Genomic DNA, 15,291 nt, shown 5'->3' with positions numbered 1-15,291 from the left:
CGAGCACGATGGATGTGCCGGTCTACAACATGCAAGGCGATTCGGTCGGCTCGATGTCGATCGACGAAGCCATCCTGGGCGGTTCCCTGAACCCTCAGTTGATCAAGCAGGCCTACGTCTGCTACCACGCTAACCTGCGTCAGGGCTCTGCCCGCACGAAGGGCCGCGGCGATGTCGCCGGCTCGACGCGCAAGATCTACAAGCAGAAGGGCACGGGTCGTGCACGCCACGGCAACAAGAAGGCCCCGCAGTTCCGCAAGGGTGGCCACGCGCACGAAAAGCGTCGCACCCGCGAGGACTACCACCTGTCAATGCCCAAAAAGATGCGTCGCAAGGCCAATCTCAACGCCCTGCTGGCCAAGCTGGTGGACAACGAGGTGCGGATCGTCGACAGCCTGAGCTTCGACAAGCCTTCGACCAAGGCGATGGCCGACCTGCTCAAGGCGCTCAAGATCGATCGCACGGTGCTGCTGGCCTTGTCCGAGGGCGCCGTTGATGCCCGCCTGAGCGCTCGCAACATCGACGACATCACCATGTGCCGCAGCGATCAGCTCACGGCCTGGAACCTGCTCAACAGCCGCTACGTGATCATCGAGAAGAGCGAACTTGAAGCCTTCCTGGCCGGTCCGCACACGCAGACGGGCAAGGACGCCAAGCTCGAGCCCCGCGGCCGCGACGCCGCCCAGGCCAAGACGAGTGAAGGGGAGGCCGCCTGATGCACCCGAGCACCGTGATCAAGAAGCCCATCGTCACCGAGCGCAGCACCGCCGCCATGGCCGACGAGAACCGCTACACCTTCCTGGTGGACCGCCGGGCCGACAAGACGAGCATCAAGCGTGCCGTCGAATCGCTCTATGGCGTGAGCGTGCTGGGCATCACCACCCAGGTTCGCAAGAACCGCGAGCGTCGCCTGAAGTACGGTTACGTGCAGGCGCCGCCGACCAAGAAAGCCATCGTTCGGCTGGCCGAGGGCCAGACCATCGACCTGTTCTGAATCGGGCGTAGGCAACGACTGAGTATCGGAGATTTTCAATGGCCATCCGAGTCTACAAACCAACCTCGCCCGGCCGGCGCAACGCCTCGGTCAACCTCCACGTCGAGGTCGACAAGAAGCGTCCGGAAAAGGCGCTGCTCAGCCCGCTGAAGAAGACGGGCGGTCGTAACCACACCGGCGTGATCACCGTCCGGGGTCGTGGCGGCGGCGCGAAGCGCATGTACCGCAAGATCGACTTCAAGCGCAAGGACCGCGACGGCATCGCCGGCAAGGTCGTGGGCATCGAGTACGATCCCAACCGAACCAGCCATATCGCGCTGATCGAGTATGCCGACGGCGTGAAGCGCTACGTCATTGCCCCCAAGGGCATGAAGACGGGCATGACCGTGCTGACGTCCAGCGATTCGGCCGTGGAGCCGACGGTTGGTAACTGCATGCCGCTGCGGTACATCCCCTCGGGCATGGAAGTGCACTGCATCGAGTTGGCCCCGGGTAAGGGCGCCCAGATGTGCCGCTCGGCCGGTTCGTCCGCCCGCCTGACCAACCGCGAGGGCAAGTACGCCACCCTGGTGATGCCCTCGGGCGAGACGCGTCGCGTGAGCCTGGACTGCCGGGCCGTGGTGGGGGCCGTTGGAAACAGCGACCACCAGAACCGCCGCCTGGGCAAGGCCGGCCTGACGCGGCACCTGGGCCGCCGGCCGATCACCCGCGGCGTGGCCAAGAGCCACCACGCCCACCCGCTGGGCGGCGGTGAGGGCCGAAGCAAGGGCAACCGCACACCGGTGAGCCCGACGGGCGTGGACGCCAAGGGCGGTGGCACCCGTAACAAGAAGCAGTACAGCACGCAGCTGATCATCCGTCGCCGCCGCAGCAAGCGGTACGGGCAGCTGTCCAAGTGAGTGTGGCAGGGGCACAGGTGATTCGGACGAGTGTTGGAAGCACTGGCAGGAGCGTGAAGCATGGGTCGTAGCCTCAAGAAGGGTCCGTTCGTCGACGAGAAGCTGTACACGAAGGTGATGAAGCAGCAGGAGTCGGGCGAGCGCGAGCCCATCAAAACCTGGGCCCGGCGGAGCACGATCGTGCCCGAGTTCGTGGGCCACACGTTCCAGGTGCACAACGGCCGTGCCTTCCTGGAGGTGTTCGTGACCGAGGACATGGTGGGCCACAAGCTCGGCGAGTTCTCGCTGACGCGCACCTTCCGGGGCCACACGAACAAGAAGGAAGGCATCAAGTCGGGCAAGTAGGCCCGGCCTGAGGCAAGAGCGGATTCGTGACTTTTCGATTCGATGCGTGACAGGAAACGGACGACTTCGGAGATCCATCGGTGAGACTGCGTAGCGATCAACTCAAGAAGTTTGCCGACGAGGCCGGCGCCAGCGTCGAGGCCCTCGCCGAGGCTGTCCGTCCGCTCGGGCTGCCGGGCGCCAAGGCCGAGAGCGCCGTGCGCAATTGGCTGGCGGGCCGCCCCAAGCCCACGTGCAAGGCGGCGCATATTCGTGCCCTGGCCCGCGTAGTTAACGCCGAGCCGCGGGACATCGCCCGCTTCGTCAGCGAGGTCCGCTTCCACCGCGGCAGCACGCAGAAGGCTCGGCTGGTTGCCGACCTGATCCGCGGCAAGTCCGTGGACGAGGCGCTCAACCTGCTGAACTTCAGCCAGAAGCGTGCTTCGGACAACATGTCAAAGGCCCTGAACGCGGCCATTGCCGACGCCGAGCAGGCCGACGCGGACGTGACCGAGTTGTTCGTCGTGGAGAGCCGCGTCGACGAGGGCCCTCAGATCAAGCGATTCCGCCCCAAGGACCGCGGCCGGGCCCACCCGATCATCAAGCAGACCAGCCACATTACCGTGGGCGTCCAGGAGCGAGCGTAATGGGACAGAAGATCCACCCCTTCGGCTTCCGCCTGGGAGTCACCGAAGCCCACCGCAGCCGCTGGTACGCCCCCAAGGCGATCTACGGCGAGTTGCTGGTCGAAGACCAGAAGATCCGCGAGTACCTGGACAAGCGGCTCAACCGCAACCCGGGTCGCCCCCACGCCGCCGTCGCGAGCGTGGAGATCGAGCGCACCCGCGAGGAATTGGTCGTGCTCATCCGTACGGCTCGCCCGGGCGTGGTGATCGGCCCCAAGGGCGCTGAGGTCGAGCGGATGACCGAAGAGCTCCAGCTCATGACCGGCCGCAAGGTCTCGATCAAGATCATCGAGATCAAGAACCCCGACATGAGCGCCCAGCTCGTGGCTGCCAACGTGGCCGAACAGCTCAGCCGGCGCAGCAGCTTCCGCCGCGTGGTGAAGATGCGTGCTGAGAGTGTGATGCAGAATGGCGCCAAGGGCGTGAAGATCCAGATTTCCGGTCGCCTGGGCGGCGCCGAGATGAGCCGCCGCCTGGACGTGCGTCTGGGAGCACTGCCGCTCTCGACGTTGCAGGCGAACATCGACTACGGCTTCGAGGAAGCCCGCACCACTGCCGGCCGCATCGGCGTGAAGGTGTGGATCTACAAGGGTGAGTACGAGGCCCAGGACGAAGAGACCACCTCGAAGGCCGCGGGCGCCCGCGTTCGCAGCCGGGGCCGCAGGTAAGCAAGACACTCGGTCATCCGAAGCGTTCGGAGGCCGCCAGGAAGGGTTTGATCGATGCCACCGTATAAGATCCCAAAGCGAGTGAAGTTCCGCAAGGAGTTCCGCCGCGTCCGCGATCGCAAGGCGACCAAGGGCAACTACGTCGCGTTCGGCGACTACGGGCTCCAGGCGCTCGAGGGCTGCTGGCTCAAGAGCAACCAGATCGAGGCCGGACGCATCGCGTCGACGCACTTCCTCAAGCGTCAGGGCAAGCTGTTCATCCGCGTGTTTCCTGACAAGCCGGTGAGCAAGAAGCCCCTCGAGCAGCGCATGGGTAAGGGCAAGGCCGACGTGGACTATTGGGCAGCTCGGGTTCGCCCGGGGACGATGCTCTACGAGCTGGCCGGAGTGCCCGAAGAGATGGCTCGCGAGGCGATGAAGCGCATGGCCATGAAGATGCCCATCCGCTGCCGATTCGTCAAGCGTCGCACCACGGTGGGTTGATAGGACGGGTTTGAGTCCCTGGAATGAATCGCGGGCCTCGAGGGGCACGCAGTTGGAGAAGGCGTCATGACCGGCGAAGAAGTTCGCAAGCTCGACAACAACGAGATCCAGGCCGAGCTCGTCCGGCTGCGCAAGCGTCTGTTCCAGCTGCGCGTACAGGCGGCCACCGAGAAGGTCGAGGACAACAGCGAGTTCTCCAAGACCCGCAAGGACATCGCCCGCCTGATGACCGAGCGTTCGGCCAGGCAGCACGCAAAGAAGGCCAGCTAACAGCAGGTATCGCGGTTCGGCACACCGACTAGAAGAGAACGTGAACGTATGAGCGACAACACCGCCAGCACGACCCAGACCACCGGCGAGAAGGCCAAGGGCGCCCGCGTGGGCGAGGTGACGACCGCCGGCCGCGACAAGACCATCAAGGTCGTCGTCAGCTACGTGGCCAAGCACCCCAAGTACGGCAAGTACGTCCGCCGGCGAACCGTCCTCCACGCCCACGACGAGGGCAACCAGGCCCAGGTGGGGGACCGTGTCGAAGTCGTGCCGTGCCGGCCCATGAGCAAGACCAAGTCCTGGAAGCTCGCCCGCGTTCTGGAGCACACACCGGGCTGAACGAGCCCGCGCCGTTGAGGGTCCGACCCAAGTCTCGCACGCCCGTGTTGGGCACGTAGGAAGTAGCAAGCCATGCTTCAGCAAGAATCACGATGCGAAGTCGCGGATAACTCGGGGGCCAAGGTGGCCTACGTCATCCGCGTCTACGGCCGGACCAGCGCCAGCGGGAACAACACCCGCCCGGCGGCCGGCGTGGGCGATCGCGTGCTCATCTCGGTCAAGAAGGCCCTGCCCGGCGCCGACATCAAGCCCGGCGACATGTCCAAGGCCGTTGTGGTGCGGACCGCCCGCAACACGCGTCGCCCCGATGGCTCGTACGTGAAGTTCGACAGCAACGCCGTGGTGCTCATCAACCCTGATGGCAACCCCCGCGGCACGCGCATCTTCGGGCCGGTGGCCCGCGAGCTTCGCGAGAAGAACTACATGAAGATCGTGTCGCTTGCTCCGGAGGTGGTGTAATGGCGCGTCATATCCGCAAGGGTGACAACGTGATCGTGACCAGCGGCGACCACAAGGGCCGTACGGGTGAGGTGATGCGGGTCGATACGGCTCGCGATCGCGTGTACGTGAAGGGGCTCAACCTTCGCACGCGGAACGTCAAGCCCACGCGAATCAACCCCGAGGGCGGCCGCGTCACGAAGGAAGCGCCCTTCCACATCTCAAACTTAAGTCCGGCGGTCGACGGCAAGCCCACGCGGGTGCGCTTCCCGACGGGCGACGATGGAAAGAAGCAGCGCGTGGCGGTGCGGGGCGGAAAGGTCCTGTCCGTCCAGGCCCGGCGCAAGGGCGGCGAGTCGGCAAGCAAGGACACCCTGTAACCCACGCGGTTCTTCGGAAGGACTGATACGAGATGGCTAAGAACAAGCCCAATCAGGACGATCCCGCCATCAAGGCGGCGGCCGCGCCCCGCGAGGGCATGCAGCGGTTGCGGAAGCGCTACCTCGAAGAGGCGCGTTCCGAGATCACCAAGCAGTTCGGCGTGTCCAACCCCATGGCCATGCCCGTGCTCGATCGCATCGTGATCAACGTGAACATGGGACGCTTCCTGGATGGTCCGAAGATTCCGCCGAACATCCGCTCGACTGTGATCGACACGCTGACGCAGATCACCGGCCAGAAGCCCGTGGTGGTCAAGGCCAAGAAGAGCGTCTCGAACTTCAAGGTTCGCGAGGGCATGGAAACCTCGGCGATGGTCACGATGCGTGGTGATCGCATGTGGGACTTCCTCGATCGCTTCATCAACCTCGCAACGCCTCGAATCAAGGACTTCCGTGGCGTTTCGGAGACTTCGTTCGACAAGGCTGGCAACTACTCGCTGGGCCTGAACGAGCAGGGCGTGTTCCCCGAAATCAATATGGCGAACGTGACGTTCACGCACGGCATGAACATCAACTTCGTCTTCCGCAACTCGGACAAGGCCAAGAGCAGGGCCGTGCTCGAGAGCCTGGGCATGCCCTTCCGCAAGCCCGCGCCGCCGAAGAAGAAGGCCAGCTGAAAGAGATCCAACCACCAAGGCGGCCGACAGGGCCGCCGGGAGTGAAGTAGAAGTATGGCGACCAAGGCACAGATCGCAAAGAGCAACAAGACGCCCAAGTTCTCGACTCGGACGGTGCGCCGGTGCGAGCTGACCGGGCGGTCTCGCGGGGTGTACCGCAAGTTCCGCATCAGCCGCATCATGCTCCGCAAGCTTGCCCACGAGGGCAAGATTCCGGGCATGCGCAAGGCAAGCTGGTAAGTTCGGCGGGCGACAAGACTCTTTCGTCAGGCACACGCGCCGGCGCCCACGACGGGCGGCAACGGCGGTCAGGTAAGGCTCGAGCCCCGTGGGGCCGGGCAGGAGGTCATCGGAAACGATGTCGGTCAACGATCCGATCTCGGACATGCTCACGCGGATCCGCAACGGCCTGCGCAACCGCAGCCGCCAGGTGGACTGCCTGAACAGCAAGGTGTGCCGTGGCGTCGCTCAGGTCCTCCAGGACGAGGGCTACGTCGAAGGCTTCGAAGTGGTCGAGGACGGCCGCCAAGGCATCCTGCGGGTGTCGCTGCGGTACGGCTCGGCTGGCGAGCCGCTGATTGCCTCGCTCACTCGCGTGAGCAAGCCTGGTCGCCGCGTATACAGCAGCGTCGAGAAGCTGCCGCGTCCGCTGCAGGGCATGGGCATCGCCGTGGTGTCTACCAGCCGGGGCGTGATGAGCGATCGCAAGTGCCGCAACGAGCGCGTGGGCGGCGAACTGCTGGCGGTGGTCCAGTAAGCCAGGGGCAATGATCGGCGGCCGGCAATCCGGCACGCCGAGGAGGTTGATTCGCAATGTCACGCATCGGCAAGAAGCCCATCTCCGTGCCCAAGGGCGTCAAGGTCAACGTCGACGGTCAGACCGTGCGCGTCGAGGGTTCCAAGGGATCGCTGACCCATGAGGTGCATCCTCTGGTGAGCGTTGCCTGGGACGAAGGTGAGCAGACGCTGTCCTTCGCCGTGCCCGAGGGCAAGGAAGGCGACCGCAAGGCCAAGAGCCTGTGGGGTACCAGCCGCTCGATCGTCGAGAACAACATCCAGGGCGTCAGCCAGGGATACACCAAGGTTCTCGAGGTCCAGGGCGTGGGCTACACCGCCGCGGTGGAAGGCAACCGCCTGAAGCTCATCGTGGGATTCGCCAACCCCATCTTCAAGACCATCCCCCAGGGCGTGGACGTGAAGGTGGAGAAGCAGACCGTCACGGTGAGCGGCTTCGACAAGCAGGCCGTCGGCCAGTTTGCCGCCGAGGTCCGCGCAGTCCGCAAGCCCGAGCCGTACAATGGCAAGGGCATCAAGTACAGCGACGAGACGATCATCCGCAAGGAGGGCAAGACCGCCGGCGCGTGATGCCCGCGGTTTCCCGATTGCTCCGATCGTGCATGTGATTCGACAGGTGTTCCGGTTCTCTTTGAGGTTCTGACGCAATGGACAGGCAGCAAGCCAAGCAAGCACGCCGAACCCGCCGCCGCATCGGCATCCGCAAGCGCGTTTCGGGCACGGGCGAGATCCCGCGCCTGAGCATCTATCGCTCGCTGCGGCACGTGTACGCCCAGGTTGTCAACGATCTGGACGGCACGACCATCTGCGCCGCCTCGACGATGGACAAGGGGTTCAAGGGCGAGGCCACCGGCAACGCCGAGGCCGCCAAGGCCGTGGGCAAGCTCATTGCCGAGCGGGCCAAGGCCAAGGGTGTCGAGAAGGTGGTCTTCGACCGTGGCGGGTTCCGCTACCACGGGCGTGTACAGGCGCTGGCCGACGCGGCCCGCGAGGGCGGATTGAAGTTCTGACGCATTCGGGGTGCTCACGCGAGCCACCCCGCGGATATGGAAACGAGGGCGCTCAATGCCTGAGATGATCGACGAAGCCGGGCAGATCGAATCGACCACGGTCAACATCTACCGCACCGCCGCAACGGTGAAGGGTGGCCGCCGCTTCAGCTTTGGAGCGCTCGTGGTCGTGGGCGATCGCCAGGGCAAGGTGGGCTACGGCTACGCCAAGAGCACGGAAGTGCCCGTGGCGATCGAGAAGGCCCAGCGCAAGGCCCGCCGCAGCATGGTGAGCGTCAAGCGGCTGGGCACCACCGTGCCCCACGAGATCGAGACGAGCTTCTCGGCTTCGAAGATCCGCCTGATCCCCGCCACGCCCGGTACGGGTATTGTCGCAGGCGCTACCGTCCGCGCCGTGCTCGAGATGGCCGGCTACAGCGACTGCATCACCAAGAGCCTGGGCTCGGGCAACAAGCTCAACGTCGTCAAGGCCGTGATCGATGGACTCGCGAAGCTTCGGCTCATCGAGGACGTGGCCGAGCGCCGCGGCGTCGACCTGGGCGACTCGGTAATCGAGCAGCGCATCGAGCGTGCACGCGCCCTGACGGGGGCTGGCATCGGCGTCAGCACCGAGGCGGCCGACACCAGCGACTCTTCCGACGATGCCGACAAGGCCAACGATAATTGATTGATCTCGACGGGCCAACGCCTCGGGCGGGCCAGGAGTTTTGAAGCCATGATGATCCACGAGATCACGTCCCAAGCGGGTCGCTACAAGCAGCGCAAGCGCGTCGGCCGCGGACAGGGCAGCGGCGGCAAGCGCGCCGGCCGGGGCCAGAAGGGCGCCGGCAGCCGCAAGGGCCATTCGACCCTCCACCAGTTCGAGGGTGGTCAGATGCCGATGTTCCGCACGATGCCCAAGTTCGGCTTCACGAACGTCAAGTTCAAGACGCTGTTCTGGATCGTCAACATCAAGGACATCGTCGAGCACGAGAACTTCAAGAACGGCGGCGAGATCAACGCCAAGTCGCTGATCGATGCCGGCCTGATCCGCGACACCAGCCGCGACGTCAAGATCCTGGGCAACGTGCCCGAGGGTGGCCTGAAAACCAAGCTGACCGTGAACGTCAGCCGCGTCAGTGGCTCGGCCCGCAAGATCATCGAGGATGCCGGCGGAGCCGTGACCGAAAGCGGCACGCGTCGTGATCGTGTCCGCGGAGTGGATCGCAACAGCGATGACAAGACCCCCAAGAACCTGACCAAGAAACTGCGTCGCCCGAATCTCGAGCGTCGCCAGGCGGCCAAGGCCAAGAAGTAACGCCTCGGGCCGACCCCTCTGGCCGGCCGCGCGGCTGGCTTCGGATGGGGCCGGCCGCCGAGTGCCGGCGCCAGAGCCGGCGGAGGATCGATGATCCAGGCCCTGCTCAACGTGTTCCGCATCGCCGAGCTGCGCACCAAGGTGCTCTTCACCCTGGGCATGCTGGCGGTCTATCGAATCGGCATGTGGATCCCCCTGCCGGGCGTCAACCAGGAAGCACTCTCGCTGTCGGCCGAGCTCCAGCAGGAGGCCGGCGGGGCCCTCGGCCGCGCCATGAGCTTCATGTCGGTGTTCAGTGGCGGGTCGCTTTCACAGTCGACCATCTTCGGGCTGGGCATCATGCCCTACATCTCCGCGGCCATCATCTTCCAGCTCCTCGGCTCGGTGCTGCCAAGCCTGAAGGCGCTCAAGGAAGAGGGCCCGACCGGCCAGCAGAAGATCCAGGAGTGGACGCGCTACGCGACCGTCGGCCTGTGCATCGTGCAGGCCATCGGTTGGCTCTACTACATCAGCCAGCAGGCCGGCCCGGGCGGCGAGATGATCGTCTACGGCCAGTGGCGCCAGAGCCCGCTGTGGTGGGTCATGGGCGTCTCGGTCCTTACCGCCGGCACGGTGTTCCTCATGTGGCTGGGCGAGCAGATCGACCGCCACGGTATCGGCAACGGCATGAGCATGATCATCATGGCCAGCATCCTGGCCGGCATGCCCATGGCCGTGGGCTGGGTGTACAGCAACTTCGACCCGCAAGCCCCCGATGGCCTGAACTGGATCGGCATCATCCTGCTGGTCGGCGGCTTCGTGGGCGTCGTCGCCGGCTCGGTGCTCATGACCGTCGCCCAGCGTCGCATCCCCATCCAGCAGGCCAAGCACACCCGCGGCCGCCGCACCTACGGCGGTCAGCGCAGCTACCTGCCCCTGCGCGTGAACCACGGCGGCGTGATGCCCATCATCTTTGCCAGCTCGCTGATGATCTTCCCATCGGTCATCTTCAGCGGCATCTCGGAGGCCACCCAGCAGAGCGGCGGCATCCTGTTCACGCTATCGAACTGGTTCGGCGATGCGCTCAACTACGGCCAGTTCCCCTACATCATGCTGCACGTCATCATGGTGTACTTCTTCAGCTACTTCTGGATCACCATCCAGTTCAACCCTGAAGAGATCAGCAAGCAGATGCGCGATCACGGCTCATTCATCCCGGGCCTGCGTCCCGGTCCGCGAACGGCCGAGTATCTCGAGGCAGTCATGGAGCGGCTGACATACGTCGGCGGCGCGTTCCTGGCGGTCATCGCGGTGCTGCCGATGCTGGTGAGCGTTGCCATGGGCGTGCCTTTCCACGTCACCCAGTTCCTTGGCGGCACGGGCCTGCTCATCGTGGTTGCGGTAATCCTCGACTTCGTCCAGCGAATCGAGGCCAATCTGCTCATGCGGAACTACGCAGGCTTCCTCGGCGGCCAGGACGGCACCGGCAAGGGGCCCAAGCTCCGCGGGCCGAGGTGATCAGGACAGGTTCCAGGCTCCGGGGACCACAGCTGTACACGCAATCTGATTTCGCCGCGCTCTCGGGCGCGGCGTTTCGTGCGCGAGGCGTGCTCGACGACTTGATCTCACGAGCTCGATCCGGCGTGTACGCGCTCGAACTCGAGGCCCTGTGCCTGGAACGAATCGACGCCGCGGGTGCGAAGTCGGCAATGGCGGACATCGACGGGTTCGGCTTCGCCTGCTCGATAAGTGTCGACGACGTGGTTACCCACGGCCGCCCGGACAATGAGCCGCTTCGTCGGGGCCAGGTCGTCACCATCGACCTCATGCTGTCCCTGGACGGCTGGCACGCCGACGTTGCCGAGACGATCGTCGTCGGCGGTGGGGGGCATCCGCTGCTCGACGCCCTCGACGCGGTATGGGATGTTGGCTTGGCTGAAATTCGGCCCGGCGCAGCGTGGACGGAGGTCACTCGGGCGATGGCTGAGTCCGCCAGGACCAACGGCGTTCGGCTGGTCTGCGGCTTGGCCGGCCACGGCATCGGCTTCGCCCCCCACGAACTTCCCGTCCTACCCCTGGTGCCCGAGCCCGGGGACCCGCCGGTGGTTCTTCGCCCGGGCATGGTTTTCACGCTGGAGCCGGCGGTCACCACGGGCGACGGGAATACCATCGATTCGGAGGATGGTTGGGCTATCCGGACGGCCGACGGCGCCCCCTCGGCCGCAAGGGAAGCCATGATTGCCGTCGAAAACGACGGAATCCGTGTGCTCGGCGGGGCCTGAATTGATGACTCCAGCGGGGCAGCCGGGTACAATCCTCTTCGCACCGGGCCGTGCCTGGGTGCGTGATGGTATCGTTGTCTGCCCTGTCGGTAGGCCATTGTCAGTGCGAGGTGCCCGATGAAGGTGAAAGCAAGTGTCAAGCGGCGGTCGAAGGACTGCCAGATCGTGCGCCGTCGCGGCCGGGTCTACATCATCAACAAGAAGAACCCCCGCTTCAAGCAGCGCCAGGGCTGAGAAACCTCTGAACTGGCCCGGGGCCAGGGAGTGCACGCGTGCCGCGTATCGCAGGTATTGACATCCCAGACCGCAAGAAGATCTACTACGCCCTGCAGTACGTGCATGGCATCGGGCCGAAGTACGCAGCGGACATCCTGACCGAGGCGCAGATCGACCCCAACCGCCGCGCGAACGACCTGACCGAGCAGGAAGTCGCCCAGATCGGTGCGATCATCGACAACAACTACCTGGTCGAGGGCGCCCTGCGCCGCCAGGTGGGCCAGAACATCCAGCGGCTCAAGGACACCCGCGCCTATCGCGGCGAGCGTCACCGCCGGGGCCTGCCCGTGCACGGCCAGCGCACCCGCTGCAACGCCCGCACCCGCAAGGGCCGCAAGAAGACCGTGGCCGGCAAGAAGGGCGTCAAGGGCTAAGGCCCTGTCGGGCATCACACTCATCGCCAGCTTCCAGCCCGGCTAGCCGGGAACCCAAAGTGGAAGCGATTGGAGCGAATCGCATATGGCCAAGAAGACCAAGAAGGTCCGCAAGAACGTCGTCCGTGGCATCATCCACGTCAAGGCAACCAGCAACAACACGATGATCACCATCACCGATACCAACGGCGAGACGCTCGCCTGGGATTCGGCCGGAACCATCGGCTTCAAGGGCGCCCGCAAGGCCACGCCCTTCGCCGCCACCCGCGCGGGCGAGAGCGTGGGCCAGAAGGTCCGCAAGATGGGCATGAGCGAGGCCGAAGTCCGCATCCGCGGCACCGGCGGTGGCCGCGAGGCCGCCGTCAACGGCGTGGTCTCCACCGGCATCCGCGTGACGGCCATCGAGGACCACACCCCGGTGCCCCACAACGGCTGCCGCCCGCCGAAGAAGCGCCGCGTCTGATTCGATCCATTTGAACGTCCCGGCCCGTGGCCCGAAAGCCCCGGACCGGCTTGTCTGAAACGAAGCGTCCGCGGACAGCAGGAACGCCCGCCACCCGGGTCGGTGGCGGCGGGCGGATCCGAGAGCCGCTGGGCGCAGGCCTGATCCGCCAACCACCGACCCGTGCTCGCTCGAGCAGAAAGAGGTATGCCCATGCGTGTTCGCTGGCGTGGTCTCGAATTGCCCACCCATGTGGTGTCCGATCCCAAGTTCAACAACACGACCTTTGGTCGCTTCACCGTCGAGCCCTTCGAGCGCGGCTTCGGCACGACCATCGGCAACAGCCTGCGGCGCATCCTGCTCAGCTCGATCGAGGGCGCCGCCGTCACGGCCGTCAAGATCAAGGGCGCCAGCCACGAGTTCGAGACGCTGCCCGGCGTGCTCGAGGATGTCACCGACATCGTGCTGAACATCAAGAATCTCGTCCTGAAGCTCGAGGGCGACGAGCCCCGCGTCATGCACCTGGCCGCCCAGGGCCCCGGCGAGGTCACCGCCGACCTGATCGAGGCCGACACCAACGTCACCATCGTCAACAAGGACCTGGTGCTCTGCACGCTCACCAGCGAGGTCGACTTCGAGATGGAGCTGCACGTGGCCAAGGGCCGCGGCTACGTTCCCGCCGCCGAGCACCTGAGCCGCCGCGACGAGCAGGACATCGGCCTGATCGCCGTCGACTCGATCTTCAGCCCCGTGCACCGCGTGCGCTACCACGTCGAGGACACCCGCGTGGGCCAGCGCACCAACTACGACAAGCTGTCGATGGACATCTGGACCGACGGCACGATCACGCCCGAGATGTCGCTGGTCGAGGCCGGCAAGATCCTCCGCAAGCACCTGAACCCCTTCGTCCAGTACTTCGAGCTGGGCCAGGAGCGCGTCAGCGAGGAGGCCGCCGCGGCCGCCGGCGTCGACGAGGGGCTCATCCGCAAGCTCAACCTGCCCATCAGCGAGTTGGAGCTCTCCGTCCGGGCCAGCAACTGCCTGGAGAGCGCCAAGCTCTACACCGTCGGCCAGGTCATCATGCAGACCGAGAGCGAGCTGCTCAAGCTCCGCAGCTTCGGCCGCACGAGCCTGCGTGAGGTCAAGAAGAAGCTGTCCGAGATGGGCCTGGAGCTGGGCATGGACCTGCCCGAGGGCTACGCGCCCGAGGTGGTGCAGCTCTAATTCGAGCGCTCCGTAGCGGCCTCCGGCCGCACACTCGCTCTCTCGGATCCGGCGTTTCCGGGCTCTCTGGCCGCGTTATCGCGGCTCCACCGGGCTGTTTGCTGGCAGACAGGCGGCCTAGAATCTCGACCCGGCCGGCGGCGGAGATCGCCCCCGGCGGGCCAATTGGCTCTCGAGCCCCTTGCGGCTCTTTGAAGGACTCCCGTCATGCGTCACCGCAAAGCAGGCTTCAAGCTCGGCCGCACCCGCTCGCACCGCGAGGCGATGCTGCGCAACATGGCCGCCTCCCTCTTCGAGCACGGCCAGATCGTCACGAGCGTGCCCAAGGCCAAGGCCCTCCAGCCGCTGGTCGAGAAGATCATCACCAAGGCCAAGAAGGGCGACCTGCACAGCCGCCGGCAGGTCATCGCCATGCTCGGGCGAGACCGCAAGGCCTTCGACTGGATGTACGTGCCCAAGGGCGCCGACGAGGCCTTCAGGCAGCGCATCGCCGACCAGCGCGAGCGCACCGAGAAGTTCTTCGATATCCCAAGCGGCGACCAGGTCGAGCGCAACCGCTACGGCGAGCTGCGCAAGGCCCCCAGGCTCGTTCGGCACATCTTCGAGAACGTCGCCCCGCGCTTCGAGGACCGCCAGGGCGGCTACACCCGCATCGTCCGCATCGGCTACCACCGGCTGGGCGACGCCACCGAGATGTGCGTGATCCAGTTCGTCGGCGCCGAGGAGGGCCCGGAGATCGGCGGCAACCCCAGCCGCCGCCGCCGCCAGGCCGACAAGCGCAGCGCGTACAACGCGAAGCTTCGCAAGGACCGTGGCGGCGAGAAGGCCGGCGAGAAGAAGGCCGAAGCCGCGACGGCGACGGCCGAGCCCGAGGCCAAGGCGGAAGAGTCGGGCGAGTCTTCGGAGTCCTAAGAGAAGTCAGTTTCGCTGGACGAAGACGAGCCCACGTCGTGAGACGTGGGTTTTTGTTGGTAGCTCGAGACATCCTGTCAACGCATAGTCTTTGGGCGATGCGCAGATTCGTCCTGATGCTTCCGTGGCTTGTGCTTCTTGAAGGGCTTCTGGGATGCACGAGCCGAAGCGGAGCATGGCCGATTCGCACCGTAAAGAATCTGGAGGGCGCCCCGCTCTCAGAGTTGTTCCGCAGCTTCGGGCCGCCTGACCAGTTGCTCGAGCAGTCAGGCGACATTGCGCGATCTCGACGACCGGGTGAGCAGATGCCTCCGTGGCGGACGGACGGGTTCATGCTGGTGTATCTGGAACCGAGGGTTGTCGTGCACACCGATCGTTATGGCGTTGTCGAATTCGTCGATCTCATGAACGATCGCGAATTCGAGCACTACCGCGCTTCGATCAAAGCGTCCAAGTTCGATAGCAATCCACAGCGCCGCTAACAATGTGACGCATTATTGAGCGAGACGTCTAACTCGGTCGAGTTGAGCAGGGAAAGGAAG

Annotated in this window: 26 protein-coding genes; all 26 read left to right on the top strand. The window is 65.3% G+C overall.

Going from position 1 to position 15,291, the window contains the following annotated elements; all coding sequences use genetic code 11:
- The first annotated feature begins 8 nt into the window (after window positions 1–8).
- The 26 genes from rplD (at window position 9) to RIE32_03065 (ending at window position 15,231) form a co-directional block, all read left to right on the top strand.
- Window positions 9–716: a 50S ribosomal protein L4 gene (gene rplD / locus RIE32_03190; protein MEQ9095249.1), complete on the top strand. Its 708-nt coding sequence runs from the start codon at window positions 9–11 to the stop codon at window positions 714–716.
- Window positions 716–994 (top strand): 50S ribosomal protein L23, encoded by a 279-nt coding sequence (rplW, locus tag RIE32_03185; GenBank protein MEQ9095248.1) that lies wholly within the window; start codon window positions 716–718, stop codon window positions 992–994. The genes rplD and rplW overlap by 1 nt, the downstream gene beginning before the upstream one ends.
- A gap of 38 nt (window positions 995–1,032) precedes the next feature.
- Window positions 1,033–1,893 carry a 50S ribosomal protein L2 gene (gene rplB, locus RIE32_03180; protein ID MEQ9095247.1) on the top strand — a complete coding sequence of 287 codons (861 nt, stop codon included), beginning with the start codon at window positions 1,033–1,035 and terminating at the stop codon, window positions 1,891–1,893.
- 60 nt (window positions 1,894–1,953) lie between these two features.
- Window positions 1,954–2,238: a 30S ribosomal protein S19 gene (gene rpsS, locus RIE32_03175; protein ID MEQ9095246.1), complete on the top strand. Its 285-nt coding sequence runs from the start codon at window positions 1,954–1,956 to the stop codon at window positions 2,236–2,238.
- A 290-nt stretch (window positions 2,239–2,528) separates the two neighbouring features.
- Window positions 2,529–2,864, top strand: a complete 336-nt coding sequence (gene rplV / locus RIE32_03170) for a 50S ribosomal protein L22 (protein ID MEQ9095245.1) — start codon at window positions 2,529–2,531, stop codon at window positions 2,862–2,864.
- Window positions 2,864–3,571, top strand: coding sequence for a 30S ribosomal protein S3 (rpsC, locus tag RIE32_03165; protein MEQ9095244.1), 708 nt, complete (start codon window positions 2,864–2,866; stop codon window positions 3,569–3,571). Before rplV ends, rpsC begins: the two co-directional genes overlap by 1 nt.
- Before the next feature lie 54 nt (window positions 3,572–3,625).
- Entirely contained in the window at window positions 3,626–4,054 is a 429-nt protein-coding gene (gene rplP, locus RIE32_03160; protein MEQ9095243.1) for a 50S ribosomal protein L16, read from the top strand.
- 66 nt (window positions 4,055–4,120) lie between these two features.
- Window positions 4,121–4,324 (top strand): 50S ribosomal protein L29, encoded by a 204-nt coding sequence (gene rpmC / locus RIE32_03155; GenBank protein ID MEQ9095242.1) that lies wholly within the window; start codon window positions 4,121–4,123, stop codon window positions 4,322–4,324.
- Window positions 4,325–4,372: 48 nt separating this feature from the next.
- Window positions 4,373–4,663, top strand: coding sequence for a 30S ribosomal protein S17 (rpsQ, locus tag RIE32_03150; GenBank protein MEQ9095241.1), 291 nt, complete (start codon window positions 4,373–4,375; stop codon window positions 4,661–4,663).
- Window positions 4,664–4,735: 72 nt separating this feature from the next.
- On the top strand, window positions 4,736–5,122 hold the full coding sequence (gene rplN, locus RIE32_03145; GenBank protein ID MEQ9095240.1) for a 50S ribosomal protein L14: 387 nt from the start codon (window positions 4,736–4,738) through the stop codon (window positions 5,120–5,122).
- Window positions 5,122–5,481: a 50S ribosomal protein L24 gene (rplX, locus tag RIE32_03140; GenBank protein MEQ9095239.1), complete on the top strand. Its 360-nt coding sequence runs from the start codon at window positions 5,122–5,124 to the stop codon at window positions 5,479–5,481. The genes rplN and rplX overlap by 1 nt, the downstream gene beginning before the upstream one ends.
- A 32-nt stretch (window positions 5,482–5,513) precedes the next feature.
- On the top strand, window positions 5,514–6,158 hold the full coding sequence (rplE, locus tag RIE32_03135) for a 50S ribosomal protein L5 (GenBank protein ID MEQ9095238.1): 645 nt from the start codon (window positions 5,514–5,516) through the stop codon (window positions 6,156–6,158).
- Between the two features lie 54 nt (window positions 6,159–6,212).
- Complete coding sequence (locus RIE32_03130; protein ID MEQ9095237.1) at window positions 6,213–6,398, top strand: type Z 30S ribosomal protein S14; 186 nt, start codon at window positions 6,213–6,215, stop codon at window positions 6,396–6,398.
- Between the two features lie 118 nt (window positions 6,399–6,516).
- The gene (rpsH, locus tag RIE32_03125; protein ID MEQ9095236.1) at window positions 6,517–6,915 is read left to right on the top strand and encodes a 30S ribosomal protein S8; all 399 of its coding nucleotides are present in this window, start codon (window positions 6,517–6,519) and stop codon (window positions 6,913–6,915) included.
- 56 nt (window positions 6,916–6,971) lie between these two features.
- Window positions 6,972–7,523 carry a 50S ribosomal protein L6 gene (gene rplF, locus RIE32_03120; GenBank protein MEQ9095235.1) on the top strand — a complete coding sequence of 184 codons (552 nt, stop codon included), beginning with the start codon at window positions 6,972–6,974 and terminating at the stop codon, window positions 7,521–7,523.
- A gap of 77 nt (window positions 7,524–7,600) precedes the next feature.
- Window positions 7,601–7,963: a 50S ribosomal protein L18 gene (gene rplR / locus RIE32_03115; protein ID MEQ9095234.1), complete on the top strand. Its 363-nt coding sequence runs from the start codon at window positions 7,601–7,603 to the stop codon at window positions 7,961–7,963.
- Window positions 7,964–8,018: 55 nt separating this feature from the next.
- Window positions 8,019–8,630 (top strand): 30S ribosomal protein S5, encoded by a 612-nt coding sequence (gene rpsE / locus RIE32_03110; GenBank protein MEQ9095233.1) that lies wholly within the window; start codon window positions 8,019–8,021, stop codon window positions 8,628–8,630.
- A gap of 48 nt (window positions 8,631–8,678) precedes the next feature.
- Window positions 8,679–9,260 carry a 50S ribosomal protein L15 gene (gene rplO / locus RIE32_03105; protein MEQ9095232.1) on the top strand — a complete coding sequence of 194 codons (582 nt, stop codon included), beginning with the start codon at window positions 8,679–8,681 and terminating at the stop codon, window positions 9,258–9,260.
- A gap of 90 nt (window positions 9,261–9,350) precedes the next feature.
- Window positions 9,351–10,757, top strand: coding sequence for a preprotein translocase subunit SecY (gene secY, locus RIE32_03100; protein ID MEQ9095231.1), 1,407 nt, complete (start codon window positions 9,351–9,353; stop codon window positions 10,755–10,757).
- Window positions 10,754–11,521, top strand: coding sequence for a methionyl aminopeptidase (locus RIE32_03095; GenBank protein ID MEQ9095230.1), 768 nt, complete (start codon window positions 10,754–10,756; stop codon window positions 11,519–11,521). The genes secY and RIE32_03095 overlap by 4 nt, the downstream gene beginning before the upstream one ends.
- 117 nt (window positions 11,522–11,638) lie before the next feature.
- Window positions 11,639–11,755, top strand: coding sequence for a type B 50S ribosomal protein L36 (gene ykgO / locus RIE32_03090; GenBank protein MEQ9095229.1), 117 nt, complete (start codon window positions 11,639–11,641; stop codon window positions 11,753–11,755).
- 38 nt (window positions 11,756–11,793) lie between these two features.
- On the top strand, window positions 11,794–12,171 hold the full coding sequence (gene rpsM / locus RIE32_03085; protein ID MEQ9095228.1) for a 30S ribosomal protein S13: 378 nt from the start codon (window positions 11,794–11,796) through the stop codon (window positions 12,169–12,171).
- A gap of 85 nt (window positions 12,172–12,256) precedes the next feature.
- The gene (gene rpsK, locus RIE32_03080) at window positions 12,257–12,634 is read left to right on the top strand and encodes a 30S ribosomal protein S11 (GenBank protein ID MEQ9095227.1); all 378 of its coding nucleotides are present in this window, start codon (window positions 12,257–12,259) and stop codon (window positions 12,632–12,634) included.
- Window positions 12,635–12,826: 192 nt separating this feature from the next.
- Window positions 12,827–13,837 (top strand): DNA-directed RNA polymerase subunit alpha, encoded by a 1,011-nt coding sequence (locus tag RIE32_03075; GenBank protein ID MEQ9095226.1) that lies wholly within the window; start codon window positions 12,827–12,829, stop codon window positions 13,835–13,837.
- Between the two features lie 207 nt (window positions 13,838–14,044).
- A complete protein-coding gene (gene rplQ / locus RIE32_03070; protein ID MEQ9095225.1) occupies window positions 14,045–14,749 on the top strand; it encodes a 50S ribosomal protein L17 in 705 nt (234 codons plus the stop codon).
- A gap of 98 nt (window positions 14,750–14,847) precedes the next feature.
- A complete protein-coding gene (locus RIE32_03065) occupies window positions 14,848–15,231 on the top strand; it encodes a hypothetical protein (GenBank protein ID MEQ9095224.1) in 384 nt (127 codons plus the stop codon).
- The last annotated feature ends 60 nt before the right edge of the window (window positions 15,232–15,291 follow it).

The sequence above is a fragment of the Phycisphaerales bacterium genome, assembly GCA_040221175.1.
Lineage (GTDB): Bacteria > Planctomycetota > Phycisphaerae > Phycisphaerales > UBA1924 > JAHCJI01.
This window is presented reverse-complemented; position numbering and strand designations above follow the sequence as displayed.